Source organism: Stenotrophomonas ginsengisoli (assembly GCF_001431485.1).
GTDB lineage: Bacteria > Pseudomonadota > Gammaproteobacteria > Xanthomonadales > Xanthomonadaceae > Stenotrophomonas > Stenotrophomonas ginsengisoli.
Genome location: NZ_LDJM01000020.1, coordinates 1 through 26149, shown reverse-complemented (window position 1 = coordinate 26149; position 26149 = coordinate 1). Strand labels below are relative to the sequence as shown.

Annotated in this window: 20 protein-coding genes, 1 tRNA gene and 2 pseudogenes; 11 read left to right on the top strand and 12 right to left on the bottom strand. The window is 63.3% G+C overall.

What is annotated here, in order from left to right:
• Positions 1-13: 13 nt before the first annotated feature.
• Both ABB30_RS08375 and ABB30_RS08370 read left to right on the top strand, forming a co-directional pair.
• The gene (locus ABB30_RS08375) at positions 14-1732 is read left to right on the top strand and encodes an ArnT family glycosyltransferase (protein WP_152980647.1); all 1719 of its coding nucleotides are present in this window, start codon (positions 14-16) and stop codon (positions 1730-1732) included.
• A gap of 17 nt (positions 1733-1749) precedes the next feature.
• Positions 1750-3060 (top strand): O-antigen ligase family protein, encoded by a 1311-nt coding sequence (locus tag ABB30_RS08370; RefSeq protein ID WP_245626462.1) that lies wholly within the window; start codon positions 1750-1752, stop codon positions 3058-3060.
• Here the strand turns inward: ABB30_RS08370 and ABB30_RS08365 are convergent.
• On the bottom strand, positions 3032-3844 hold the full coding sequence (locus tag ABB30_RS08365; protein WP_057637849.1) for a glycosyltransferase family 2 protein: 813 nt from the start codon (positions 3842-3844) through the stop codon (positions 3032-3034). The genes ABB30_RS08370 and ABB30_RS08365 overlap by 29 nt on opposite strands.
• A 3-nt stretch (positions 3845-3847) precedes the next feature.
• Between ABB30_RS08365 and ABB30_RS08360 the strand changes: the two genes are divergently transcribed.
• On the top strand, positions 3848-4903 hold the full coding sequence (locus ABB30_RS08360; RefSeq protein ID WP_057637848.1) for a CDP-glycerol glycerophosphotransferase family protein: 1056 nt from the start codon (positions 3848-3850) through the stop codon (positions 4901-4903).
• Positions 4904-4918: 15 nt separating this feature from the next.
• On the opposite strand, the pseudogene ABB30_RS08355 reads toward ABB30_RS08360, so the two are convergent.
• From ABB30_RS08355 to ABB30_RS08340, 4 genes and pseudogenes are all read right to left on the bottom strand, one after another.
• Positions 4919-6463, bottom strand: a pseudogene (locus ABB30_RS08355) (PH domain-containing protein); the annotation flags it as partial.
• The gene (locus ABB30_RS08350) at positions 6460-7026 is read right to left on the bottom strand and encodes a PH domain-containing protein (protein ID WP_425477388.1); all 567 of its coding nucleotides are present in this window, start codon (positions 7024-7026) and stop codon (positions 6460-6462) included. The pseudogene ABB30_RS08355 and the gene ABB30_RS08350, both read right to left, overlap by 4 nt.
• Positions 7027-7077: 51 nt before the next feature.
• Positions 7078-8217: a GTP cyclohydrolase II RibA gene (gene ribA / locus ABB30_RS08345; protein WP_057637847.1), complete on the bottom strand. Its 1140-nt coding sequence runs from the start codon at positions 8215-8217 to the stop codon at positions 7078-7080.
• A 74-nt stretch (positions 8218-8291) separates the two neighbouring features.
• On the bottom strand, positions 8292-9212 hold the full coding sequence (locus ABB30_RS08340; protein WP_057637846.1) for a lauroyl acyltransferase: 921 nt from the start codon (positions 9210-9212) through the stop codon (positions 8292-8294).
• A 62-nt stretch (positions 9213-9274) separates the two neighbouring features.
• On the opposite strand from ABB30_RS08340, the gene dtd reads away from it, so the two are divergent.
• From dtd to ABB30_RS08325, 3 genes are all read left to right on the top strand, one after another.
• Positions 9275-9715: a D-aminoacyl-tRNA deacylase gene (gene dtd / locus ABB30_RS08335; protein ID WP_057637871.1), complete on the top strand. Its 441-nt coding sequence runs from the start codon at positions 9275-9277 to the stop codon at positions 9713-9715.
• A gap of 87 nt (positions 9716-9802) precedes the next feature.
• A complete protein-coding gene (gene rpoD / locus ABB30_RS08330) occupies positions 9803-11659 on the top strand; it encodes an RNA polymerase sigma factor RpoD (RefSeq protein ID WP_057637845.1) in 1857 nt (618 codons plus the stop codon).
• A gap of 140 nt (positions 11660-11799) precedes the next feature.
• Positions 11800-11875, top strand: a tRNA-Ile gene (locus tag ABB30_RS08325).
• 251 nt (positions 11876-12126) lie between these two features.
• Here the strand turns inward: ABB30_RS08325 and ABB30_RS08320 are convergent.
• A complete protein-coding gene (locus tag ABB30_RS08320; protein WP_152980646.1) occupies positions 12127-13422 on the bottom strand; it encodes a type II toxin-antitoxin system HipA family toxin in 1296 nt (431 codons plus the stop codon).
• Positions 13419-13940: a helix-turn-helix domain-containing protein gene (locus ABB30_RS08315; RefSeq protein WP_152980645.1), complete on the bottom strand. Its 522-nt coding sequence runs from the start codon at positions 13938-13940 to the stop codon at positions 13419-13421. The genes ABB30_RS08320 and ABB30_RS08315 overlap by 4 nt, the downstream gene beginning before the upstream one ends.
• Before the next feature lie 235 nt (positions 13941-14175).
• On the opposite strand from ABB30_RS08315, the gene ABB30_RS08310 reads away from it, so the two are divergent.
• Both ABB30_RS08310 and ABB30_RS08305 read left to right on the top strand, forming a co-directional pair.
• On the top strand, positions 14176-14448 hold the full coding sequence (locus tag ABB30_RS08310; RefSeq protein WP_057637842.1) for a helix-turn-helix domain-containing protein: 273 nt from the start codon (positions 14176-14178) through the stop codon (positions 14446-14448).
• A gap of 14 nt (positions 14449-14462) precedes the next feature.
• On the top strand, positions 14463-15758 hold the full coding sequence (locus tag ABB30_RS08305; RefSeq protein ID WP_057637841.1) for a type II toxin-antitoxin system HipA family toxin: 1296 nt from the start codon (positions 14463-14465) through the stop codon (positions 15756-15758).
• 410 nt (positions 15759-16168) lie between these two features.
• On the opposite strand, the pseudogene ABB30_RS16780 reads toward ABB30_RS08305, so the two are convergent.
• From ABB30_RS16780 to ABB30_RS08290, 4 genes and pseudogenes are all read right to left on the bottom strand, one after another.
• Positions 16169-16416 (bottom strand): annotated as a pseudogene (locus tag ABB30_RS16780) (IS3 family transposase); the annotation flags it as partial.
• Positions 16417-16453: 37 nt separating this feature from the next.
• Positions 16454-17221, bottom strand: a complete 768-nt coding sequence (locus ABB30_RS08300; RefSeq protein ID WP_057637840.1) for a hypothetical protein — start codon at positions 17219-17221, stop codon at positions 16454-16456.
• A 9-nt stretch (positions 17222-17230) separates the two neighbouring features.
• A complete protein-coding gene (locus tag ABB30_RS08295; protein ID WP_057637839.1) occupies positions 17231-17527 on the bottom strand; it encodes a DUF4258 domain-containing protein in 297 nt (98 codons plus the stop codon).
• Positions 17524-18459, bottom strand: coding sequence for a helix-turn-helix domain-containing protein (locus ABB30_RS08290; RefSeq protein WP_057637838.1), 936 nt, complete (start codon positions 18457-18459; stop codon positions 17524-17526). The genes ABB30_RS08295 and ABB30_RS08290 overlap by 4 nt, the downstream gene beginning before the upstream one ends.
• A gap of 328 nt (positions 18460-18787) precedes the next feature.
• On the opposite strand from ABB30_RS08290, the gene ABB30_RS08285 reads away from it, so the two are divergent.
• The 3 genes from ABB30_RS08285 to ABB30_RS08275 all read left to right on the top strand — a co-directional run bounded on the left by ABB30_RS08285 (position 18788) and on the right by ABB30_RS08275 (position 25343).
• A complete protein-coding gene (locus tag ABB30_RS08285) occupies positions 18788-20764 on the top strand; it encodes a type I restriction-modification system subunit M (RefSeq protein WP_057637837.1) in 1977 nt (658 codons plus the stop codon).
• Positions 20761-22065 carry a restriction endonuclease subunit S gene (locus ABB30_RS15745; protein WP_083489765.1) on the top strand — a complete coding sequence of 435 codons (1305 nt, stop codon included), beginning with the start codon at positions 20761-20763 and terminating at the stop codon, positions 22063-22065. Before ABB30_RS08285 ends, ABB30_RS15745 begins: the two co-directional genes overlap by 4 nt.
• Positions 22066-22154: 89 nt before the next feature.
• Entirely contained in the window at positions 22155-25343 is a 3189-nt protein-coding gene (locus tag ABB30_RS08275; RefSeq protein WP_057637835.1) for a type I restriction endonuclease subunit R, read from the top strand.
• 173 nt (positions 25344-25516) lie between these two features.
• On the opposite strand, the gene mobI is transcribed toward ABB30_RS08275, so the two are convergent.
• Positions 25517-26068 (bottom strand): conjugative transfer protein MobI(A/C), encoded by a 552-nt coding sequence (gene mobI, locus ABB30_RS16205; protein WP_152980644.1) that lies wholly within the window; start codon positions 26066-26068, stop codon positions 25517-25519.
• Between the last annotated feature and the right edge of the window lie 81 nt (positions 26069-26149).

Sequence of the window (26149 nt, the reverse complement as noted above, 5' to 3'; positions counted from 1 at the left end):
CCGGATGTCGGGCATGCGCGCTCAAGGCTCTTCGTTGTGGCTGTTCTGGCTGGTCGCATTGTTGATCCTTGGCGCGGGCCTGGGCCTGCGTGACCCCTGGCCTTCGGACGAGCCGCGCTTCGCCCTGGTCGCGCGGCAGATGGTGGAAAGCGGCAACTGGTGGTTCCCGCACCGTGGCAGCGAGTTGTACTCGGACAAGCCGCCGATGCTGATGTGGTGGCAGGCGGCCCTGTACAGCGTGCTGGGCAACTGGCGAGTGGCCTTCCTGCTGCCCTCGCTGCTGGCTGCGCTGGTGACCCTGGGCTGCGTGTACGACCTGGGGCGGCGGTTGTGGAACCGTCAGGTCGGCCTGTATGCGGCCTGGGGCCTGCTGCTGGCGCTGCAGTTCGTGTTCCAGTCCAAGAAGGCGCAGATCGACCCCCTGGTGATGATGTTCATCACCGTGGCCAACTACGGCCTGCTGCGCCACCTGCTGCTGGGCCCGGCCTGGCGCTGGTGGGCGCTGGGCTGGTTTGCCGCCGGGCTGGGGGTGATCACCAAGGGCGTGGGGGTGCTGGCCCTGCTGATGCTGGTGCCGGCGGCGCTGGCCTCGCTGGCCGGTTGGCGCGGGGTGCGCGTGCATGCCGGCAACCCGCGTTTCTGGCTGGGGCCGGTTTGCTTCCTGCTGGCCATCGGCCTGTGGCTGGTACCGGTGGCGGTGCAGGCACTGGCCACCGGCCTGCCCGAGTACCGCGCCTACCTGGATGACATCCTGCTGCGGCAGACGGCCAAGCGCTATGCGCAGTCCTGGGACCACCACCAGCCGCTGTGGTACTTCCTCGGCACCATGGCCACGATGTGGTTGCCGACCCTGTTGCTGTTGCCGTGGGCAGTGCCGGCCTGGTGGCGGCGGCTGCGCCGGCGCGACGCGCGCTACCTGCTGCCGTTGGCCTGGTGGGCCCTGTTGCTGCTGTTTTTCTCCATCCCTGACGGCAAGCGGGATGTCTATATCCTGCCGGCCCTGCCGATGGTCTGCCTGGCCCTGGCCCCGCTGGCGGCGGGGCTGTTGCGCCGGCGCGACGTGCAGGCCCTGCTGGCGCTGGTGGCCGGCGTTGTCAGCCTGGCCCTGCTGGCGGCCGGATTGGCGGTGCTGGGTGGTGAGCCGGGGTTCGAGACCCGCCTGGTGGCCCAGCGCGGCATCTCTGCCGGCCAGGTCACTGCCCTGGCCTGGTGCGTGCTGGCGATGGGCGCAGGCGGCATGGCCGGGTTGCTGTGGTTCGGCTGGCGCAATGCGCACAAGGCCTGGGTGCTGCTGCTGGGCGTGGTCTGGGTGGTGTATGGCCTGTTGGCCTATCCCTTGCTCAATGACTCCAGCTCCGCGCGTGGAGTGATGACGCGGGCCGGGCAGCTGGTTGGGCCGCAAGCCGAGCTGGCCCTGGTGGGCTGGAAGGAGCAGAACCTGTTGATGGCCGACCGCCCGGTGCGCGATTTTGGCTTCAAGCGTGACTGGCTGCTGCAGCTGGACGATGCCCTGCAATGGCAGGACCAGCACGCCGCACGGCGCTGGCTGCTGCTGCAGCAGCCCTTGATGCTTTCCTGCATCGACCGTGAGCAGGCATTATTTGTCGGTACGGCCAACCGCCGGCAGTGGTGGCTGGTGCCCGCAGATGCGGTGCACCGGCCCTGCCAGGCCAGTGCCGCTGACCGCCAGCAAGTGCGCCAGGCCCAGGGCCCGGCCGATGATGAGCTTTGAGACCCGAAGGAACGCAAGTGATCAGCGCAGTACAGGTTCGTTCGGGGATTGCCCAGGCCATGCAGCAATGGCGTGATGCCGGCTGGGCGCAACGCGTGGCACTGCTGGCGCTGCTGGTGCTGCCGGCCATGGTGGTGGCCACGCCGGTCAACCTGTTACCGTTCGGCTGCCTGTTGCTGCTCTCCAGTGTGCTGGGGATCGGCACGCTGTGGCGCCGTCCACTGCCATGGCCGCTGCTGGCGCCGCTGCTGTTGCTGACCGTACTGCAGGTCGGGCTGGGCGTGCTGTCGCTGTGGCAGGCCGATGTGCCGCTGCGTGAGCTGGACAACCTGGTCCGCTTCCTGGTGGTGCCGTGGACCGCCTGCTGGGTGTATGCCCTGCGCCTGCCGCAGCGTCTGCTGTGGTCCGGTGCGGTGGTCGGTCTGCTGGCCAGCCTGCTGGTGGCCATGCTCCAGGTGCTGGGCGGGGCGGTGCGGGCGGAAGCCTGGACCAATGCCATCGTGCTGGCTGACGTGGCCGTGGTGCTGCTGGTGCTGGTGATCTGCTGCCGCCCGCCGGCACGCTTGCTCACCGTGCTGCTGGCCGTGCTGGCCACGGCATTGCTGGTGATGCTCACTGGCAGCCGTGGGGTCTGGCCGGCCATGGCGATGGTGTTGCTGCTGGCGGTGCTGAGTGGTGACCGTGGCTCCTGGCGGCGGCGTTTTGCGGTGCTGGCCGTGGCCGCGACCCTGTTGGCCGGTGCCCTGGTGGCCAGCCCGGACTTGCGCGAGCAGGTGCGTCTGGACGAGCTGGCCCAGGACTGGCAGCGCCTGCAGCGCGGCGATGTGGACAGCTCCGCTGGCGCGCGCTACGAGCGCCTGCATGTGGCCTGGCAGGCCTTCAAGGCGCAGCCCTGGCAGGGCGTTGGCCTGGGCCAGTTCGATACGGCGATGCAGCGCCTGCCGGTCTGCCGCCAGGCGAGCGAGGATCTGCACCGCTGCCACCTGGAGCACGCCCACAACGACCTGGCCGAATGGGCGGCCACCCGCGGCATTCCCGGCATCATCGGCCTGCTGGCCGTCTACGGCATTCCGCTGCTGCTGTTCGCGCGCCTGTGGTGGCAGGCGGGCCGGCCACAGCAGGGGCCGGCGCTGGCCGGTATCGGCGTGGTGGTGGTGTATGTGGTGTGCGGTCTGACCCAGTCGATGTTTGCCCACCAGATCACCGCCGGGTTGTATGCCTGCCTGGTCGGGGTGCTGGCCGGCCTGGGCCAGCTGGCGCGGCAGGACCGCCTGCAGGAGCAGGCGGCCAACGGATCACTCAGCGCGGCGTCTTGGCCGGGTCGCTGACCGCGGCACCGTTGTGCAGCATCCACAGCATGATGGTCTTCTGCCGCACGTAGTTGGCACGCACATAGGCGTAGACCAGGCCGTGCCAGCCATCACGCCAGCCCCCGCGCAGCAGCAGGCCGCGCCAGAAGCGCCAGGCCGGGGCCAGCACCAGCTTGGCCAGGGTGGCGCGCTTGCCGCGGGCGTATTCGTGCTCGGCCATCATCTGTGCATAGCGCTGGGTCTTGGCCAGCTGCTGCATCAGTGAGCGGTAGGGGTAATGGATCAGGTCACCGCGCAGGGTGCCGACGGCGCCATCCACACTGGCCGCCTCGTGGATCTCGCGCGTACCGCGCCAGCCGCCCTGGCGGCGGTCGAACAGGCGCATGACCCGGTCCGGGTAGGCATTGCCGTGGCGCAGGAACTTGCCGAAATACTCCGACAGGCGGGCAAAACGGTAACCGGCGTGGCCGGCAAAGCCGCCATCACGCGCGGCCAGGATGGCGCTGCGCAGCTCGGTGCTGATGCGCTCGTCGGCATCCAGGCACAGTACCCAGTCATGCCGGGCCTGGGCCACGGCAAAGTCCTTCTGGTTGCGGAAGCCGGTGAAGGGGCGGCTGTGCACGATGGCGCCGTGGGCCTGGGCGATGGCCACGGTGTCATCCGTGGAAAACGAGTCCACCACGATCAGCTCATCGCAGAAGTCCAGTGAGGCGAGGCAATCGGCAATGCGGTCAGCCTCGTTGAACGTGATAATGCAGGCCGAAATGCGAGGCCGTTCGTTGGGGGCGGTCGATGAGGACATGAGATGGCCGATTACCTGCTGTTTGCCACGGAGCGTTATGCGCTGCCTATTCTCGCCCCGTTGGCGGCCCGACTGCACGCCCGTGGCGACCGCGCCTTCAGCTGGTTCGAGGGTGGTGCGGCCGGCAGCCAGCTCGATGGGGTGAGCCCGGTGAGCCTGGAGCAGGCGCTGGCCCTGCGGCCGCGGGCGGTGTTTTCGGCCGCCAACTGGGTACCGCCGTTCATTGCCGGGGCCAAGGTGCAGGTGTTCCATGGCTTCAATGTGCGCAAGCGCGAAGACAACCGTGGACACTTCCGGGTGCGCGGCCTGTTCGATCTGTACTGTACGCAAGGCCCGGCCACCACCGCGCCGTTCGCCGCCCTGGCGCAGCAGCAGGGGCACTTCAAGGTGGTGGAAACCGGTTGGCCCAAGCTGGATCCGCTGTTCCGCGATGACGGCGGGGCGGCAGCGGCGCTGCGTGCACCGGCCGGTGGGCGGCCGGTGGTGCTGTTCGGTTCCACCTTCACCGAGCGTCTGAGCGCGGCCCCGCACCTGCTGCAGGCCATTGCGGCCGACATCGCCAGTGGTCAGCGCTACTGGCTGTTGACCCTGCATCCCAAGTGCAGCGAGGAGCTGTTCGCCCGCTACCGCGCACTGGCCGGCGACAACGCACGTTTCATCGAGCCCGAACAGGTGATGGCCGCGCAGCGTGCCGCCGATGTGCTGGTGTCCGATACCTCCTCGATCGTTTCGGAGTTCCTGGTCCAGCACAAGCCGGTGGTGACCTTCCGCAACCGGGTGCCGGAAGACTACATGCTCGACTTCGACCAGCCGGCGCTGTTGCCGGCCATGCTGGAACGGGCGCTGGCGCACGAGCCGGCGCACATGGCGCGGATTGCCGCCTATGCCGACAGCATCCACCCCTGGCGCGATGGCGACTCCTCGCAGCGGGTGATCGACGCGGCCGAGGCCCTGCTGGCTGGCCAGCTGGGCCCGCTGGGACGCAAGCCGGCCTCAGCCTGGCTGCGCCGCCTGCAGATCCGCAAGGATCTGGGCTACTGGGGCCGCAGCGTGCGTTGAAACGGTGTCCCTGGGGCGGCTGATCTGTGCGGACAGCTGCTCCAGCAACTGCTCGGCCCGGGCCAAGGGCAACAGTTGCAGGCGCAGGCGCGGCCCGCCCAGGCTGCTGCCTGCGGTATCGAGCAGCACGCTGGCGGTGCCGCACAGGCGGTCCAGTGGCGAGCGCTGCAGGCGCAGGCCCTGGACCTTGCTGGTCTGGGCCATGCGCCACCAGCGCTGGCGCCAGCCGCCGCGCACCATCACCGCCCGGGTGTCGACGTGGTAGCCCATGAAGGCCGCCGTGCGCCATGCCCGCCATGCGGTGAACGGCAGCCAGCACAGCAGCAACAGGGCCCAGCTGCCGGCCAGTTGCCACAGCGCGGTGATCAACAGCGGTTGCCAGAACAGCGCCGGCAGGCACAGCCGCCAGGCCTGGCGCGGGGCCACCGCCTGCCACTGCGGTGGCGGCCAGTGCAGTTGCCCGGCCAGGTCCTGCAGCAGGCGCTGGCAATCGGCCTGGCTGGCAATGGGGGCCAGTTCGCGCAGGCTGCGGCTGTTGCTGTCCTCGGCATTGCCGGCGGCAATGTCCACCTTCAGCTGCTGTACGCCCAGCCAGCGTTGCATGATGCCCTGATGCAGGCTCCAGGCCTGGATGCGGCGCTCACCGACGCTGGAACGCGAGCGCGAGAACAGGCCGCGTTCCACCGTCAGGCGGCCATCGCCACGGCTCAGGGTGAAACGGTAGTACTGCACAAAGGCCAGGGCGATGGAGAGCAGCCGGGTCATCACCATCACCAGCAGCACGAACAGGGTGGCGACCACCACCCAGCTGGTGGTGGAAAGGCTGACCCCGTTGGCCATGCCGGCCGCTTCGCGCACATGGGCCTTGATGAAATCGCCGACCACCTCGCGCGGCACCAGCTGGAACACCGCGCCAATGGCGGCGGCCACCAGCACCATGCCCCGGTTGGAGACCAGGCCCAAGCGGATCAGGTCGGCACTGCGCAGGGCGAGCAGGGTGTGGCTGGCGGGCAGGGCCGATGGGCCGGTCGTCGCGTGCCCGGCCAGTACATCGGCGGGGGGGGCATCGACGTCGGCCTGCGGGCGGCGGCCGTGCTGGCGTACCAGTTGCTCCAGGGCCAGTGCCTGGTCCAGGCGCAGCACCCGCATTTCTGCTTCCGGATGCTTGCTGCCGGCCGATTCCAGGCGGATCTCGGCCACCCCGAACAGACGGTGCAGCAGGTTCTGCTGGACGGCCACATTGTGGATGCGGGCAAACGGGATCTCGCGCCGGTTGCGCGAGAGCAGGCCCGAACGCACGCTCAGGCGGTCATCACCAATGGCATAGCGGTAGGTGAAGTAGCGCAGCAGCGAGATGGCCACCAGCACCGCGGCCACGATCACCATGCTCACCATCTGGTAGCTGTCATCGCGGCTGGCCGCGCGCTGGCCGAACACCAGCAGGGCCACCAGCGGAAACAGGAACTGGCGCAGCTGGGCCAGCAGCACGAACAGCCAGGACCAGGGATGCAGCAGCTGTTCGCGGTCCGGCAACGGCGGCAGGGGTGGTGGCGTGCTCACAGGCCGTCGTGTTCGTCAGGGCGCGCCAGCAGGTCGCGCAGGGTCTCGGCATCGGCCAGTTCCAGCCCGGAAAGCGACACCGCATCCAGCCGGCTGCCGGCGGTATGCACCACCAGGGTGGCCAGGCCGATGCTGCGTTCCAGCGGGCCGCGGCGCACATCCAGGTGCTGCACCCGGGCCCGCGGCACGCGGGTGTCGCTGTGCCACAGGTGGGTGCGGCGCACGGCCAGGCTGTGGTCATCCAGGCGCCAGCTGGTGCGGCGGTGGCGGCGCCAGGACAGCCAGGCGCCGAGTACGGCGCCGGCAACCAGGGCCAGCGGCAGTTTCCACAGCCAGCCATGGGCGTGGCCCAGCAGCAGGCTGAGCGGGATGGTGAGCACCGCCAGGGTGATGGCCATGCCGATCGCGCCGGCGATGGCTGCCACCCGGGCGCCACGCACCGGCAATTGCTGCCAGTGCGTCGGCACGCTGCTGCTGTGGATGGACACGTCCTCCACCACGGGTGCTTCAGGCGGCAGGGGCGGGGCGGTGCTGGCTTCGGGCAGTGGCGGAATCTGGTTCACAAAACGGCTCCAACGGTGCGCGGCGAGCCTAGCAGAGGCCCGCCCCGGCCGTCAGCGCTGGGCCGCTGCAATCAAGGCATCCACGTCCAGGTGGTGGCCGGCACGGGCGGCCTTGGTGCGCAGGTACTGCTCGTTTTCGCAGGTGACCTGGCCGGTCACCGGGCTGCACTGGACCACCTCGATGCCGGCGGCGGACAGGCGGGCGGCCTTGCTCGGGTTGTTGCTGAGCAGTTCGATGCGGGCGATGCCCAGGCCCTGCAGCATGGCCACGGCCGCATCATAGCGGCGGCCGTCGGCGCCGAAACCGAGCTGGGCGTCGGCATCGATGGTGTCCAGGCCTTCGTGCTGGTAGCCGTAGGCACGCATCTTGGCGGCGATGCCGGTGCCACGTCCTTCCTGGTCCAGGTACAGCAGCACACCGCCGCCCTTGTCCTTCAATGCGGCCAGACCGTGGCGCAGCTGGTCGCCGCAATCGCACTTGAGCGAGCCGAACAGGTCGCCGGTCAGACAGGACGAATGCACACGTACCGGCACCACACCGCCCAGATCCGGGGTGCCGACCACCACGGCCACCTGGTCACGCTGGGCAATGCCGCCGCGGAACACCACAAATTCACTCCAGCCGGCCTCGCGCAGCGGTACCGGGGTGCGTGCGACCAGCTCGTACGGCGGCTGCGGCGTGGCGCTGAGCAGCAGCTGCGCCGGCAGGGCATAACAACCGGCCCAAGCCGGTTCCGGCCCGGCCAGCGGCAGCACCACCAGGGCCGGCAGCAGCAGGGCCAGCCAGGCCAGTTCGATCGCCGCCAGATCCAGGGCCGAATGCGGCGCACTGGCTTGCAGCAGGGCGCTTGCCGGGGTGTGGGCCGGGCGCAGCCAGGCCAGTGCCGGCAGGGCATCGTGGGCGAGGCCGGCCAGCGGCAAATGCAGGTGCTGGCCACGGCCATCGCCCAGCACGGCGGCACGTTCGGCGGTGATCAGCAGCTGGTGTTGCTGGGCAGCCAGCGCAGCAAAGGCGGCGTAACTGGCCGGGGTGGCGCAGTCCAGGGCCAGCACGGCCAGCTGGCGGCCATCATCTGCCAGCAGGCGTACCGGGCGGCCGGCGCGCAGCTCGGCAACCGCACGCTCGCAGGCGACGGCGGCAGGGTCGCCGAACAGGGGAGAAGTCATGGCGGCAGGCGTGGGAGAGGTCATGGCTGTATCTGATGGGGGCGGTGTGTGGCCGGCCAAAGGGGCGGGCACGTGACACAGTGTTGCGCTGCGGGCGTTCAGCGCCTGTGGCGCAGGTCGGCATACGGGTTGGCCTGGCCGCTGCCTTCCGGGCGCAGCGTGTAGCGCTTGTAGGTCCACTGGTACTGGGTGGGGTTGCGGCGCACGATCTCTTCGATGTCGGCGTTCAGGCGTGCGGTGGCCGCCACCGGATCGGCATCGGCCAGCTGCGCCGGCGCCGGTTCCACGTGCAGGTCGAACTGCAGGCCATCGCCGCTGCGCTCGCACCAGGCGTAGAGCAGGTCGGCACCGGTGCGTGCGGCCAGCCGGTTGACCAGGGTCATGGTCAGCGCATCGATGCCGAAGAACGGCACGAACACCCCATCGCCCTGCTTGGGCTGCTGGTCGGGCAGGATGCCCACCGTGCCACCCGCTTTGAGGGTCTTGAGCATCTGCCGCACGGCCGGGCCTTCGGCCGGAATCTGGGTGATGTTCTCGCCACCGCGCGCGCGCTGCAGGAAGGCATCGCCCACCGCCGACTCGGGCGGTGCATAGACGATGGCCACCGGCCCGCGCGAGGCCAGCCACTGGTTGAGCATTTCCCAGTTGCCATGGTGCGGGGCAATCACGATCAGCCCGCGTCCACTGCGATGGGCCGCGTCGTACAGCTCCTGGCCGATGCGCTGGCGCAGGCAGCGGGCCAGGTTGGCCTCCGGGCGATGGGTCCACAGGTACAGCGTTTCCAGCGCCTGGCGGGCGGTGGCCTGCATCACCTGCTGGTGCATCCCGGCACGGCCGGCGGCATCAATGTGCGGGAAGGCCAGTTCCAGGTTGCGCCGGGTGACCTTGCTTTCGCGGGCATCCAGGCGGGTCCACAGCCAGGCCAGACCGTCGGCAAGACGGCGCAGCACGGGCCAGGGCAGGCGGGTGAACAGGGCGGTGAGCCGGTAAATCAAGCCGGCCTTGGTGTTGGCATCCATACCGCAAGTTTAGCCGCTGGAGCTGCGTGATATGGTCGCCGGCTTTGTTGCAGGAGCCGATGATGCTTGCCTTGATCCAGCGTGTGACCCAAGCCAGTGTCAGCGTCGATGATGCAGTGGTGGGCGCGATCGGTCCGGGTCTGTTGGCCCTGGTCGGCATCGAGCCCGGCGATGGCACTGCCCAGGCACGGCGTCTGGCCCAGCGCCTGCTCAGCTACCGGGTGTTCTCCGACGAGGCAGGACGCATGAACCGTTCGCTGGCCGATACCGGTGGCGGCCTGCTGCTGGTCAGCCAGTTCACCCTGGCCGCCGACACCCGTTCAGGCACCCGGCCGGGTTTTTCCACCGCCGCAGCGCCGGACGAGGCTGAACGCGTGTTCAATGAATTTGTGGCGATCTGCCGTGAAAATCATCTTCCCGGGGTGGAAACCGGGCGTTTTGGTGCCCATATGGTAGTCAGCCTGGTCAATGATGGCCCGGTGACCTTCCTGCTCCGCCCCTGACTGCCTCCCACCACCGACGGGCAATCGGAGGGCATGCTGGTATAATGCTAGGTCCTTTTTACCCACAGCCGGTGGCGCGAGCATTACATGGCCAACGAACGTCCTGCCCAGCATTCCGACATCAAGAAACTGATCAGCAAGGGCCTGGAACAGGGCTACTTGACCTATGCCGAGGTCAACGATCACCTGCCCGACGACATGGTCGACCCGGAGCAGATTGAAGACATCATCGGTCTCATCACCGGCATGGGCATCGACGTCCATGAAGTGGCGCCCGATGCCGACACCCTGTTGCTCAATGACGGCAACACCGGCAACCGCGAAGTCGACGACACCGCTGCTGAAGAAGCCGCTGCCGCACTGACCGCGCTGGACACCGAAGGTGGCCGCACCACCGACCCGGTGCGCATGTACATGCGCGAAATGGGTACCGTCGAGCTGCTGACCCGCGAAGGCGAAATCGCCATCGCCAAGCGCATCGAGGAAGGCCTGGGCCAGGTCCAGGCCGCCCTGGGTACCTTCCCGCTGACCGTGGAGGCCCTGCTGGCCGACTACGAAGCCCACAAGGAAGGCAACAAGCGCCTGGCCGAAGTGATCGTCGGCTTCAACGACCTGTCCGAAGAAGTGCCGGCCCCGGCTGCCCCGGTTGCCGATGACGCCGCCGATGACGACAGCGAAGGCGACGAGGACGGTGACGACGACGACAGCGCCGAGGAAGAAGCCGGCCCGACCGGTCCGGACCCGGCCGAAGTCGCCGCACGCATGGAAGAGCTGGCCGCTGCACATGCCAAGTTCGTCAAGGCCCAGGCCAAGGGCGCCGATGCGGCCACCCTGGGCAAGCTGCGCGAGGAAACCTCGGCCATCTTCGTCACCCTGAAGCTGCCGCTGCCGCTGACCGACGTGCTGGTCGGCCTGCTGCGCGAGACCATGAACGCGATCAAGACCCAGGAGCGCCGCGTGCTGCACCTGGCCACCGTGACCGCGCGCATGCCGCGCAAGGACTTCATCCGCTCCTGGGAAGGCAACCAGACCAACGTGGAATGGGTGGAAGACGCCCTGAAGCGCAAGCAGAAGTGGTCTTCGGCCCTGCGTGAGGTCAAGGACCAGATCATTGCCGAGCAGCTGGCTACCCAGCAGGTGGAGAAGGACACCCGTCTGACCCTGGACGAGCTGAAGGACATCTCCAAGGTCATGGCCTATGGCGAAGCCAAGGCACGCAAGGCCAAGAAGGAAATGGTCGAGGCCAACCTGCGCCTGGTCATCTCCATCGCCAAGAAGTACACCAACCGTGGCCTGCAGTTCCTGGACCTGATCCAGGAAGGCAACATCGGTCTGATGAAGGCCGTGGACAAGTTCGAATACCGCCGCGGCTACAAGTTCTCGACCTATGCCACCTGGTGGATCCGCCAGGCGATCACCCGCTCGATCGCCGACCAGGCCCGCACCATCCGTATCCCGGTGCACATGATCGAGACGATCAACAAGCTCAACCGCATTTCCCGCCAGATGCTCCAGCAGTACGGCCGCGAGGCCACGCCGGAGGAGCTGGCCAAGGAAATGGACATGCCCGAGGACAAGATCCGCAAGGTGATGAAGATCGCCAAGGAGCCGATCTCGATGGAAACCCCGATCGGCGACGACGAGGATTCCCACCTGGGCGATTTCATCGAGGACACCAACGTGATGTCCCCGGTCGATGCCACCACCGACATCAACCTGCAGGAAACCGTCCGCGACGTGCTCGCCGGGCTGACTCCGAGGGAAGCCAAGGTGCTGCGCATGCGTTTCGGCATCGACATGAACACCGACCACACCCTTGAGGAAGTGGGCAAGCAGTTCGACGTCACCCGCGAGCGCATCCGCCAGATCGAAGCCAAGGCCCTGCGCAAGCTGCGTCACCCGACCCGTTCGGAGCAGCTGCGTTCGTTCCTGGATATCGACTGATCGATACCCTGCGCGCTGCGCAAGCAACAAAAGCCCCGCTGTGCGGGGCTTTTGTTTTGTCCGGGGTGTTGGATGGGAGCATGCAAACGTGACAACGGTGTTCACGAAATCGCACGCTGCCACTACACTGTCCCGCTGCCGGGCCTATAGCTCAACGGTTAGAGCAGAGGACTCATAATCCTTTGGTTCCAGGTTCGAATCCTGGTGGGCCCACCAACTCAACTCTTTGATTTTGAAGGGATTAAGTTGGATTCTATCGTTCAAGTAGTGGTGGTTTCCTCACCCCTATGCTGGCCTTGGCATAGTCTTGCGATAGTCCAAGATCAAGTGTGGTTTTGCGCAGTCAGGTGAAGCCAAGAGGGTAAACAGAGGCTGAGTGAGGCTTCCGTTTCACTTTTGATCCACTCTGGATTGCATCAGGTGATACTTGTTCAGGCTGGTGGCACATCGGCCGTCAGGGTGGCACTTCAGCGCTTGCTGTCGATCACCGGCGCCATCATGTCCAGCTCAAATTGCGGGGCGCCCGCTCGCCTAGCAACGTCCCTCCACCCGGCAACCGCGCCGCGTACCTCCTCGATGATTCTCTCAGCCTCGTCGCGCCTGAGCCGGTAGGCCCGCGAGTCTGCAACGAGCTGCGCCGTTCCCGCTCCTGGGTCATCGCCGGCAACGCCCAGCACATGAACGTTCTTGTGCGGATTGGGGTTCACATCAAAGGCCGGGGACAGTGACCAGCCGTTGCCGTAGCGCAAGAAGCCGTGGTTGCGCAGGTGGTCATCGCGGTTAGCCACAAGCATGTTGAAGCCCACTCGGCGGAACAACTGCTCCAGGTCAGCCTCGATCCGGCCTCCCTCTCCAAACTGTTCGATGGCACAGGCAATGTTCGAATAGCTGTAGGCCTGATCCCGCCGCGCACTGAGCAACGTCCAGGCGGACGCATAGTGAATCCGCCCATGCTCATCACGATCAAAGCGTCGAACCGCAAATGTCGATCCGCGATCAGATAGCCGTAGCAGTCGAGCCTGGGGTATGTCGATGCCCGCCATGGACGCCAGCTTCCAGGTGATGTACTCCCAGCGGCTCACATCATACGAATCGTTGGCCCCCGGGAACTTCGCAAGCCACAGATTCCCATCCTCGTCTGCGAAGCCGGCTTTTGGCCTTGCACCACCCAACGAGGAGCCAGAGGTGACCAAGCTGCGCAGGCACACCTCCTCGTCGGCACGCAGGTCGCGCCCCGCATCCACTGCTCGCGCCACGCCCTCAAGCTGGACCAAGCTTGCCATCGGAGGTGCGGCCTGGGGAGTGTCGCTCAGCCATCGCCCAGTGCCCTTGTCCCTCATGCGAAGGGCGCCCATCCGGCCAGCGTCATTGACATCGAGCAGGTAATCCCATGTCCGCAGATTGCGCACAGGTCTGCCCGTTGCGCGGGCCTGGGAGGTTTGCAGGCGATCCATCAGTACCGTGCCCCACCTGTCAGGGCTGTAGTCCGAGAAAGCTGGCGCCAATGCGTGAGCACCATCAGCAGAGGACATCAGATGCGGCCCGCCAACCAAGGGCAGCGTCTCATCGAAAGCGAAGGCACCATCTGCCCCCAACCAGATTGGGCTGTACTCGAAATAGAGCTGATCCCCGGACCTTGATGGACGGCGAGTGAGTTGGCCAGCCAAAACCGGCTCACCACTGTCAGTGCCATCAAACCAGACTTCGGCCGTCACGAGTGTCTGCAAATCAACCGAGTCAGCAGGGCAGGCAGGAGGGCTCACTTCTTGATCCTTGGGGTGGGCCGGCTACGGGTTACATTCACCACGCCGGGTTTCATCTTCACCGTCGCCGGCGTGGACGGCGGTACATCAATGCCGCTCCGCTTCAGGACAGGCTTCGGGCGCGGCTTCACCCCTGATTGCGTAGCCTTGGCATCCACAGTGGACGCAGCCCCGTTATCGCCTTCCACTGCTTTAATCAGGTTCGACCGCCTGCTCGCCTTGGCGGAGGGGCGTGGCATGCGAGCGACAGCCAGCTCGTAGCCCACCTGATCCTCGGCAAGCAGCTTGTCGATGTCGTCATCCTTGCCCAGGGCCATCAGGGCGCGGAACAGGGTATCCGCGCTCACCGATGCATCGCCGCTCTCGAGCTTGGAAATGGTAGCTCGACTCACGCCGCAGCGTTCCGCCATCAGCTCTTGGCTGATCCTCCTGGCGGTTCGGGCGCGTGCGATCCGCTGGCCCAATTCGGCGATCGGGCGGCGTAGTCGGCTTGGGGTGATCTTGGTTTGACTCTTCATGCTCAGAATAGTGAGCACAACTGTACGTTTATGCTAACTATTCTTCGCATCATGTGACGCCTGCATGTAGTGGCACAGGTGCTTCATCTTGATATGGGGCATTTGCGCAGAAATCCGCACAAAAAGCTTTCATATCGTAGATTTGCGCGTAAATGCGCGCATTTTGGTATTATTGGCCTGCGCGGAAATCTGCGCAAAGATATGCCATACGGTCGATTTGAGCAGAAAAACGCACATGAACCCTTCCATCAAATCACCGGACGAACTGCTTGCCGACCTCGGCTCCCGTGTCAAAGCGCGGCGTGGCGCCATGACTCAGATGGACCTGGCTGACAAGGCTAGGGTCTCGCGCCGCGCGTTGGTCGATCTGGAGGCGGGAAAGGGCTCGTCGCTGGTCACCTACGTCCGGGTGATGAAGGCACTGGGCCTTGAGCAACAACTTTTGGACGCGGTGCCGCGCCCAACGGTCAGTCCCATGGCCATGCTGGGAAAGTCTGCCAGTAGATGAGGTGATCAAAGCTAATGGCAGGCTTCAAGCGGGTTGATGTCATCGAAGTGCGCTGTTGGGGGGAGCAGGTAGGTGCTATCGCCGCCGACCCTGTCGCTGGTGCGTATGTCTTTCAGTACAGTCCTGCCTGGATCAAGCGCCATATCCAACTGGCGCCATTGACGATGTCGATACAGCCAGGAGGCCCGGACAAGTGGCTGTTCCCGGGCCTGTCGGCGGAGACATACAGGCGCTTACCCGGGATGCTGGCTGACGCACTGCCTGACAAGTTCGGCAACGCCCTGATCGACGCATGGATGAGCGCACGCGGTATCCGCCCAGATCAGATCACCCCTCTCGATCGCTTGGTCTACATGGGCAAGCGTGGCATGGGCGCACTGGAATTCAGGCCGGCACGCAGCGGCGCTGGTCGCACATCCGCAGCCCCACTGCGGATAGCCAAGATGGTTGAGCAGGCCCGCAAAGTCTTGGATGGATCCATTCTGGATGATCAGGCTGCAGCTGAATCGTTGTCCCACATCATCTCTGTAGGTACTTCCGCCGGCGGTACACGCGCCAAGGCAGTGGTTGGCTGGAACCCTGCCACGGAAGGGCTGGTGTCCGGCCAGTTCGATCTGCCTGACGGGTACGAGCACTGGCTGTTGAAGTTTGACGGCGTCGGTGCAGGCTCGCAGCTCGGCCCGGACCGGCACGTAGGACGGACTGAGTTCGCCTACCACCTGATGGCAACCGCAGCCGGCATCAACATGCAGCCCTGCCGGCTGCTGGAGGAAAACGGACGCGCCCACTTCATGACCAAGCGGTTTGATCGCTGCGGCAATGCCAAGGTCCACATGCAGACCCTGTGTGGCATTGGGCACTACGACTTCAATCTGCGGCAGACCAATGCTTACGAGCAGCTGTTCCTGACCATCAAGGGTCTGGGCCTGCCAGATGCCGTCTTCACCGAGGCATTCCGGCGCATGGCGTTCAACGTGGCCGCCAGGAACAACGACGATCACACCAAGAATTTCAGTTTCATCTTGCCCGAGGGTGGGTCCTGGAGCCTTTCGCCGGCCTACGACGTGACCTTTGCCTGCACACCAGGCCATGTGTGGCATGGCGAGCACCTGATGTCGGTGAACGGCAAAACCAGCGACATCACCCGGGAAGACCTGCTCACCATTGCCGATCGGTTCTCCATCCCCGGTGCAATCAATGCACTGGTGCAGGTCAATGCAGCCATTGCGTGCTGGGACGAATTTGCCGCTCAGGCTGCAATCCCCGAACAATCAGCCGAACACATCAAGGTCCTGCTGCTCCCGGTTTGACGACTTGCAGTCCTATCACCCGGGCATCCAGGTCGATTTGAATCGGGTTTGACCGGCAAGCTGGCTGAATCGCCCCGGGGTGCCTAGGCCCTACTCTATTCATATAGCCTCATTTCCTGATGACAACAATATGACCTGGGAATGAGGGAGGCCTATTCTTATGACCGCGTCAAAAAAGTACCTCTTTACCGGCAGTCATGTAGGTAGGCCAGAGTGAAGTGCTTTGCGCAAAATTGCGCAAAATTGCACACCCCTGATTCGTAACGCTTTTCTCTTCATTGATGTCAGTGGCTTCTACAACGCCGGGCGATCGGGATGCTAGGCGCATATGGAGGGGCAAGGTCCCATAGCTTGCGTACCTAGCGCATCGAGCCACTAGCTGCTATTGGTGACTACGGGGTAGAACCGGTCTGCTGATGATGTATCGACCAGCCCACAACGCGCCGGTCAAACATATCCAGCATGATGCACAAATGCAGCTTGTCTGCTGGCTCTTGAGCACGGTGATGCCGATCAGCCGCTTGCCTTTAAGCTCCAGTGCACTGAAGCCACGCTGCAGCATGTTGCGCACTCTCGGCGGCATCAATACCGGCTGGCCACACCGTTTCGGACGTGCCCAGCCTTGCAGGCCGACCATAGCCATCAACCAGGCAGGCCGCACCGGACATCAGTGGTGAACCCTGTTGAGGCCCACCTCAGCGAGCGCTGGAGCGCTTCACCTTGCGTACCAGCTCATCGCGTGCGGCATCAAGGGTCTCGGCCCTGGTCTTGGCCGAAAGGTTCTCGCGCTGTTTGCGGCCCAGGAAATAAGCAATGCGCTCGGCATTGGCGCCGGACGGATGCGGCAGGCCGTCAAGCAGGCAGTCCTTCTTGATCAGCCCGCGCTCAGCGAAGTCACGCAGCACGGCGGTCGGTTCCTTGCCCAGCGGAATCCATAATGCATCGGGCAGCTGGCGGGCTTCATCGGCCAGCCACTCTTCTGCCATGGAGCGCAGGTAGGGCGTGCGCAGGATCGCCGGGTTGCCGGTGTAGTTCTGGTCACCGCTCAGCACCGGATTGCGCAGTGCGGAGGTGTAATGCACCAGATGGCTGGCATTGGTGAACAGCTCGGCGCAGCTACCCAGGCCCAGTGGCGAGTGAAGGCCAACGTAGTCGAGCATTTCGACCAGGGCAGTGCGCATCGGCCCCGAGAAACTGGCGACCTTTTTGGCCTGGCGCAACGCCTCGTCATCGCTGAGGCCGGCGACCAGGCCAGCGCGCAGCTGTTCGATCGCCTTCTGTGCCTGGAACTGGCCGGGGGTGATGCCGACCAGCACCACACGCGCTGCGGTATTCACGTGTTCGAATGGCGCGTAGTAGGTGGCCAGCTGCCCGGAGCGGGAGATCAGCAGATCCGGCGACAAGCCGTTGGTGGGGGAGGAGGCGAGGAGGGTGGAGCGGAACTGCTTCAAAAAGTTCTTCATTAGATTTTCTCAGTGATTGGTCGGGGCATTACGAGTGCTGCGGGCACGGCGGCGTTCGCCGTGGGTAGTTGTGACAACGGTGTTGTCTTCAGTTAGCACGACATAGCCATCCATCAGCTGGTCAAAACGATTGGCGAGGGCCTTGATGCGCCGATGTAGTTGTTTGGCTTCACGGCTGGGCAGGGCCAGCTTGTCCACGCCATGGCGTGAGCTGATCTCGATGCCGAAGCAGCCCAGCAATTCAACGAAGTCGGCGGGGATGGCACGTTGCTGCATACGCTTGCGCGCATGGTTGGTCAGGTTCATGTCAGTTGCTCCTTGGCGAGGGCTTCGCCGTATGCAGTGGCAATGAGCGGATAGGTGGTGCGGGCAAGTTCAACGGGTTCGACAATGTCCAGGTGTCGCATGAGCTGTTCCAGGTGGCGCGGCTGGAAGGCAGCCAGGTCCCTCGGCGGCTGGCTTCTTTCCAGCTGTGTGTAGGCATCCCGGGTGTCGGTGGACCAGGTCAGTGACTTGACCAGCTCTTCGATACTCAGGCCACGTTCTTCGCGTACCGCCAGCAAGTGAGCGGCCAGTGCCCAGAAGCTTGTCAGCTGCGGGCGGCTGCCTTCGGAGGTGAAGTAGCGGCTGGGCTTGAAATCAGGACGGCGGTTGAGCCATTCCAGTGCGGCATCTGCTTTGATGAGGGTTGCAGCGCCATCCTTGGTGGTGATCAAGGGGCGCTCGTTGTTGGGGTTGGCCGCCATGCGTACCGTCTTTTCCGAAACACCCGCCAGTGCGGCGAGCATGGGAACGGTGATGCTTTCCCCCTGGTCGATAGCCGAGCGGGTCGTAGCAGCCGTGTGCAGCTGACGCAAGATCGATGACGAGTTTTCCGAGATCAGGGAAGTCTCATTGCAGTCGATCAGGCAGGGGCCATCCTTGCCATTGAGCAGTTCGATACCAATCCGGAAGTCGGTCAGGGCATCCAGCAAGTCCATGTGACTGTCCGCCCAGACACCTTCATTGACGTAGTGGGCCATGCGGCGCGTCAGACCGACAAAGCGCGACTGGCTGGCTGCCGTGCGGAGCGGGTTCGGGGCAGGCTGACCTGCGTACATGCGATACGTGTCAGGATCGACGTTGCCGACAATCGCGCTGGCTGCCTTGATGTCGTCGGTGAAGTAGATGCTGACCTCGGCAAATGCCAGCAGGAGGTCGATGGCTGCGGATTGGGTGGCTTCGGTTTCTGTAGTCATTAGGGATATCTACCTTATCTCGTGTGGGCTCAGTCTGCCGTTGGTTCTTTCCTATGTCAAGACATCATAGATATCTTTTTTATCCTTTTTGATCGGGCGCCGGGTGGCCTCCCGGGCGCGTGCATAGCAGGAGCCTGGCGCAAGGCTGGCCATGACGGTCTTTTAGGGGTTGCCAGTGGCCACGTGACGCAGGCCAGGTGCGCTGAAGGGGGCCGGCGCTGTCGTGCTGCCGGACTGCCGGGCCTGCGGCTTCAGCAACACTGGCGGCTGCCGGGCAATCACCAATCCGGTTACAGTTGCTGTTTTGCAACAATCAGGAACTGCCCGCGTGAATACGGAAAACCACTCCCAGACGGCTGCCTTTCTGTGGTCGATTGCGGACCTGTTGCGCGGTGACTTCAAGCAGTCGCAATACGGGCGCATCATCCTGCCGTTCACCCTGCTGCGCCGCATGGAATGCGTGCTGGCACCGACCAAGGATGCCGTGCTGGCCCAGGCGCGCGAGCATCAGAACAAGCCCGATGCCGTGCGCGAGAGGCTGCTGCTGCGTGCTGCGGGCCAGCAGTTCTTCAATGCCTCGCGGCTGACGCTGGAAACCCTGTCCGACACCCAGACCGCCGCCGACCTGATGAGCTACGTGCAGGCCTTCAGCAAGGACGCACGCGAGATCTTCGAGCACTTTGAGTTCGAGAACTTTGTCCAGCAGCTGGACAACGCCAACCTGCTCTACCAGGTGGTGCAGCGCTTTGCCGTGGCACGCCTGAGCCCGGATGACATCAGCAACCGCGGCATGGGCATCATCTTCGAGGAGCTGATCCGCAAGTTCGCCGAAAGCTCCAATGAGACGGCCGGTGAGCACTTCACCCCGCGCGACATCGTCCACCTGACCACCTCGCTGGTGATGACCGGCCAGGACGACAAGCTCAAGCCCAACAGCATCGTCACCATCTATGACCCGACGGCGGGTACGGGTGGCTTCCTGTCCGAGGGCGAGGAATACATCGCCTCCATCAGCGAAAAGGTCTCCGTCTCCCTGCACGGACAGGAGCTCAACCCCGAGTCCTATGCCATCTGCAAGGCGGACATGCTGATCAAGGGCAAGGAGGTGGAGAACATCAAGCTGGGCAATACGCTCTCCGATGACCAGCTGGCCGCCAACCGCTTCGACTTCATGCTCAGCAACCCGCCGTTTGGCGTGGAGTGGAAGAAGGTGCAGGCGCAGATCACCAAGGAACACAACGAAAAGGGCTTTGATGGCCGCTTCGGCCCGGGCCTGCCGCGTGTTTCCGATGGCTCGCTGCTGTTCCTGCTGCACCTGGTCAGCAAGATGCGTGATGCCCGCGAGGGCGGCTCGCGCATCGGCATCATCCTCAACGGCTCGCCGCTGTTCACCGGTGGTGCGGGCTCGGGCGAATCGGAAATCCGCCGTTACCTGCTGGAGCAGGATCTGGTGGAAGCCATCATCGCCCTGCCCACGGACATGTTCTACAACACCGGCATTGCCACCTATGTCTGGGTGCTCAACAACAACAAACCGGCCAACCGCGTGGACAAGGTGCAGCTGATTGATGGCAGCGGGCACTGTGCCAAGATGCGCAAGTCGCTGGGCAGCAAGCGCCAGTACATCACCGAAGAGCAGATTGCCGAGCTGGTGCGCCTGTATGGCGATTTCCAGGCCACCGACAAGAGCAAGATCTTCCACTACAAGGCCTTTGGCTACCGCCGCATCACCGTGGAGCGGCCGCTGCGCCTGAACTTCCAGGCCAGTGCCGGGCGCATCGAGCGGGTGCTGGCCGAAAAGGCCATCCAGAAGATGGACAGCGACGCCCGCGAGGCCTTGATCGCCGCCCTGCAAACGCTGGACGACGGCACGCTGCACACCAACCGCGAGCAGTTCGCCAGGCTGCTCAAGAAGACCCTGGCCGCCAACGGGGTGCCACTGAGTGCGCCGGAGAACAAGGCCGTGCTGGCTGCGCTGAGCGAGCGCGACCCGCAGGCCGATATCTGCCTGGTCAAAGGCGAGCCGGAGGCCGATGCCGAACTGCGCGACAACGAGAACGTGCCGCTGGGGGAATCCATCCACGATTATTTCGAGCGCGAAGTGAAGCCGCATGTGCCCGATGCCTGGATTGACGAGGACAAGCTTGACCCGCTGGACGGGCAGGTGGGCATCGTCGGCTACGAGATCCCCTTCAACCGCCACTTCTACGTGTTCCAGCCGCCGCGCCTGCTGGAGGAGATTGACCGCGACCTGAAGGCCTGCACCGACCGCATCAAGCAGATGATCGAGGGGCTGTCGGCATGAGTTTTCCGAGGTATCCGGCGTACAAGGGCTCCTTTGAAGCCTGGGTTGGTGACGTGCCAATTGACTGGCAGATCATCCCGTTAAAGAGATCTTTCAGGATTGAAGGAGGATCTACTCCATCGCCTGATGAAAATCATTGGGATGGTGACATCGTCTGGTTAACTCCTGCAGATTTGAGTGGCTTGGAATCACTTTCAATATCTGCATCAAAAAGGACTATCACTGCTTCAGGGTTGGCATCTTGCGGGGCAAGTTTGCTCCCATCTGGATCATTGGTTCTTTCTACAAGAGCTCCGATTGGCTCGCTTGCAATCGCGGCTGTTGAGGTTTGCACGAATCAGGGTTGCAAAGGGCTTGTGCCGGTTGGTGATATATGCTCGAAGTATTATGCATATGTCCTCGGAGTTGCAAAGGTTGAGTTGAATAATCGTGGAAAAGGTACAACCTTCCTTGAGATTTCTGGTGAGGAGCTTGGGCGCTTTGCTATCCCTGTTCCGTCGATTTCAGAGCAATGGCAGATTGCTCGCTTCCTTGACCACGAAACCGCCCGTATCGATGCGCTGATCGCCGAGCAGCAGCGGCTGATCGAGCTGCTCAAGGAAAAGCGCCAGGCCGTGATCTCCCACGCCGTCACCAAAGGCCTCGACCCGACGGTGACGATGAAAGACTCCGGCGTGGAGTGGCTGGGCGAAGTGCCGGCGCATTGGGATGTCCTTCCTGTTTGGATGCTATTTCAAATGGGGCGAGGAAGAGTTATTAGTCACGACGAAATTGCTGAGAATGGTGGTGACTATCCGGTTTACTCTTCGCAGACAGAGCGCGATGGGGTTATGGGCTGCATTGATACATACGATTTTGAAGGCGATTATTTGACGTGGACGACAGACGGGGCGAATGCCGGAACCGTTTTTCGTCGATCCGGTAGATTTAACTGCACAAATGTTTGCGGGACACTGCTGCCAAAAAGCAAAAAATATGACCTGAGATATTTTGTGGATGCGGTAGGTATATCTACTGCAGCTTTTATTCGTCATGACATTAACCCTAAGTTAATGAACAACGTTATGGCATCAATTAAGATTCCTGTGCCGCCTCTTATAGAACAGTTGGAAATTGCTGGCTATGTGAGTGCATTTAAAGAAAAAGAGGCAGTATTAAGCAAAGAGGCATTTTCTGGCATTTCTCTTCTTCAAGAGCGCCGCTCTGCCCTGATCTCCGCCGCCGTCACCGGGAAGATCGATGTGCGTGGCTGGCAGCCGCCGGCTGACACCGGTACCGCTTCCACGCGGGGCGTCGGCTGAGACGGGATTGATAGGGGAAGTGGCCGTGATTGCCGAAAAAATCCGGCAAATCTGACACTATTGCCCCATACCTTGGGGTGGGTTGAGCAATGGCAGAGAGCAGGGAAGCGCAGTTCCAGCAGGACATCATCACCGCCATGACGGCGCAGGGCTGGTTGACCGGCCCTGCCAGCGGTTACGACCGCGCCCGGGCGCTGTACAGCGAGGATTTCCTGGCCTACTTCAAGGCGGCCTGGCCACAGCGCTGGGAGAAGTTTGCCAAGGCCAACCCGGTCAAGCCTGACGAAGTGCTGCTGGGCAAGCTGGTGGCCGAGCTGGACAAGCACGGCCCGCTGGAAGTGCTGCGCCACGGCTTCAAACTGCCGGCAGTGAAGATCGAGGCCTGCAGCTTCCGGCCCGACCACGGCATGAACCCGGAAACCCTGCAGCGCTATGCCTGCAACCGCCTGCGCGTGGTGCCGGAGGTGTCCTATTCGCCGCACGCCCGCGAAGGTGAATACAACCCGCGCCTGGACCTGGTGCTGTTCGTCAACGGCATTCCCGTGGCCACGCTGGAGCTGAAAAGCGAATTCAAGCAGTCGGTAGAAAACGCCAAGCGCCAGTATTGCCATGACCGCCCGCTCAAGGACCCGCTCACCCGCAAGCCCGAGCCGCTGCTCACCTTCAAGCGCGGCGCGCTGGTGCACTTTGCCGTGGGCCAGAGCGAAGTGGCCATGACCACCAAACTGGCCGGCAAGGACACTTTCTTCCTGCCCTTCAACAGGGGCAGCCTGGAAGGCGGGGCCGGCAACCCGCCGCCGGCCGATGACAGCCACTACGCCACCAGCTACCTGTGGCAGCAGGTGTTCCAGCCCGATGCCTGGCTCAAGGTGCTGGGCCGTTTCCTGCACCTGGACAAGAAGGTCAGCGAGGATTATGACGACAAGCGGATTACCAAGGAAACCCTGATCTTTCCGCGTTACCACCAGTGGGATGTGGTCAACCGGCTTATCGATACCACCCGCGCCGAAGGGCCGGGCAAGCGCTACCTGATCCAGCACAGCGCAGGTTCCGGCAAGTCCAACTCCATCGCCTGGACGGCGCACCAGCTGGCGTCGTTGTACGACGCTGAGGGGCAGCGGCTTTTCAGCTCGGTGATCGTGGTGACCGACCGCACCGTGCTCGACAGCCAGCTGCAGAACACCATCTACCAGTTCGAGCACGCCCAGGGCGTGGTGCGGCCGATCACCCGCGATATCGGCAACCAGAGCAAGTCCGCGCAGCTGGCCGAGGCCCTGCTGGCGCAGACGCGCATCATCATCGTCACCATCCAGTCCTTCCCGGCGCTGTTCGAGGCGCTGGACAAGTACCCGCAGCTGGCCAGCGGCCGCTATGCGGTGATTGCCGACGAGGCGCACTCCTCGCAGACCGGCTCCAGCGCCAGCAAGCTCAAGCAGATCCTCTCTGGCGCGGGTGTGAGCGCAGACGAGGAGGGCGAGCTCAGTGCCGAGGACCTGCTGGATGGAGCCGTGCAGGCGCGCCAGCCCAACGAGCAGATCAGCTACTACGCCTTCACCGCCACGCCCAAGGCCAAGACGCTGGAGCTGTTCGGCCGCCCGGCCGACCCCAGCCTGCCGGTGAGCAAGGACAACAAGCCCGAGCCCTTCCACCTGTATTCCATGCGCCAGGCCATCGAGGAAGGTTTCATCCTGGATGTGCTGCGCAACTACACCACCTACAGCACGGCCTGGAAGATTGCCCACCCCGACGGCCACGACGAGGAAGTGGATTCAAAGAAGGCGCGCATCAAGCTGGCCCGCTGGGTGCGCCTGCACCCGCACAACATCAGCCAGAAGGTGGAGGTGATCGTGGAGCATTTCCGCGCCAACATCCGCCACCTGCTGGGCGGGCAGGCCAAGGCGATGGTAGTGACCAGCAGCCGCCAGGAGGCGGTGCGCTACCAGCTGGCGATGAAGGCCTACGTCAAGGAAAAGGGCTACACCGATGTGCACCCGCTGGTGGCCTTCTCCGGCAGCGTGCTGCCCGATGGGGTGATTGCCGAGGAAGTGACCGAGAGCAGCCGGCTGCTCAACGACGGCCTCAATGGCCGCGACCTGGCCGAAGCCTTCGATACCGATGACTTCAACGTGATGATCGCCGCCAACAAGTACCAGACCGGCTTCGACCAGCCCAAGCTGTGCGCCATGTACGTGGACAAGAAGCTGCAGGGGGTGGACTGTGTGCAGACGCTGTCGCGCCTGAACCGCACCTTCGGGCAGAGCAAGACCACCTTCATCCTGGACTTCTTCAATGACGGCCAGGACATCCTCGATGCCTTCCTGCCGTACTACTCCAAGGCCACGCTGGAAGACGTTTCCGACCCGCAGATTGTCTACGACATCCAGAAGACCCTCGATGCCGAAGGCATTTACCACTGGGAGGAGGTGAGGGCGTTTGCCCGTGCCTTCTTTGACCCCAAGGCGCCGGCCAGCAAGCTCAGCTATCACTGCGCACCGGCCAGGGAACGCTTTGCCAAGCGTTACCAGTTCGGCGTGGAGGCGCGCGCCCAGGCGCTGGGCTTCAAGCGCACGGCAGAAGCCAATGGCGACAGCGCCGGCGTCAAGCAGGCCGAGCACGCACTGAAGCAAGCCGGCGAGCAGATCGACCAGCTCGACCTGTTCAAGAAGAACCTGCAGAGCTTCGTGCGCCTGTACGAGTTCCTTTCCCAGATCGTCCCCTACGAGGACCGCGAGCTTGAAATGCTCTGCGTCTACGCCAAGCACCTGCACCCTCTGCTGCGTGTGGACCGGCTGGACCGCGATGACATCGACGTGGGCGAGCTGCAGCTCACCCATTACCGCCTGACCAAGCGCAAGGAACAGCAGCTGCGGCTGAGCGAAGGCGAGGGCGAGTTCGGCCTCAAGCCCGGTACGGATGTGGGCAAGGGCAAGCCGCATGACCCGGAGAAGAAGCGGCTGTCGGAAATCATTGCCGTGTTGAACGAGTTGTTCGGCGCGGAAACCACGGACGACGACCAGCTGCACTTTGCCAAGGGCATCGCTCAGCGCATCAGCCGGCAGGAGGACGTCATGGCCCAGGTCAACGCACACTCCGAAGAGCAGGTCATGCACGGGCTGCTGCCAAAGCGTGTGATCGATACCGTGCTCGATGCGATGGCCGACAACGAGAAAATGTCCCTTGAGGTCTTGGACAACGAGACCAAGAGCAAATTGTTCACCATGTTGATATACAGATTGCTTAAATCCGAGCAGGATTTGAAATTGGATGGGGGTCGGTAAAGAGGTCGATTTATTTCAATTTAGCGCTCGTATGAGTATGCTGGTTTTAGTGAGGTTGGATGCTGCTTCAAGGGCTACATGTAGGTTGTATTGAATCGCTAAAATCTGCCTGCCCAGTGGCTTCATGGTTATTTCTTCGGATTTAATTAGTGCTGTGTCTAGGTGTGTGTGAGTTAAAAGACATTTTTCATGAACTCTTCGAAAGATGAGTCTCCAGTTTGGGGGATTTCCGGTGCTTCGTTATTTTCTTTTTGCTCACTGGTGAGTGAGGGGAGTAGTGCGTAAATCTTTGCTATGGTTTCGATTTTTTTTCTTACTTTTCGAGCCTGGATTTCGGTATCTTCGACTAGTGAATGCATCCACTCAGGACTCGAGCTTTTCAAGAGTCGTAGGTCGTATGAGTGGCTGCCTCTGCTTTTCTTGATGCTTGTTGTGCCAGTTCTCATGCCATTTTTGAAATGCGAAAGGTACCATTCAATTTGAATGTTATTTTCGTTTCTGGTGCGTAGCCTGAAGTTGAGGTTGCAAAAGCCCTTGTCGCTCATTTCTGCGCGCTTTGAGTTGTAGGACTCGTCAAGCATCTTGGCTTCATCCAGGACGTCTTGTTTGATTGACGCGATGCTTCTATGGCGTAACCCAATTCCCCTTGAGGTGTTGGGGTTGGCAGTGGTCTCAATGCTCTCGTGCAGAGGATGTGCTGCTTGGTGGGACGTTTGATCGGACATGGCGCTTCACCTCGGGGGATAGGTAAGCACTGTCAAAATTCGTGCCGAATTTTGAGTTAGACTGGGCCACCTGCACACTAG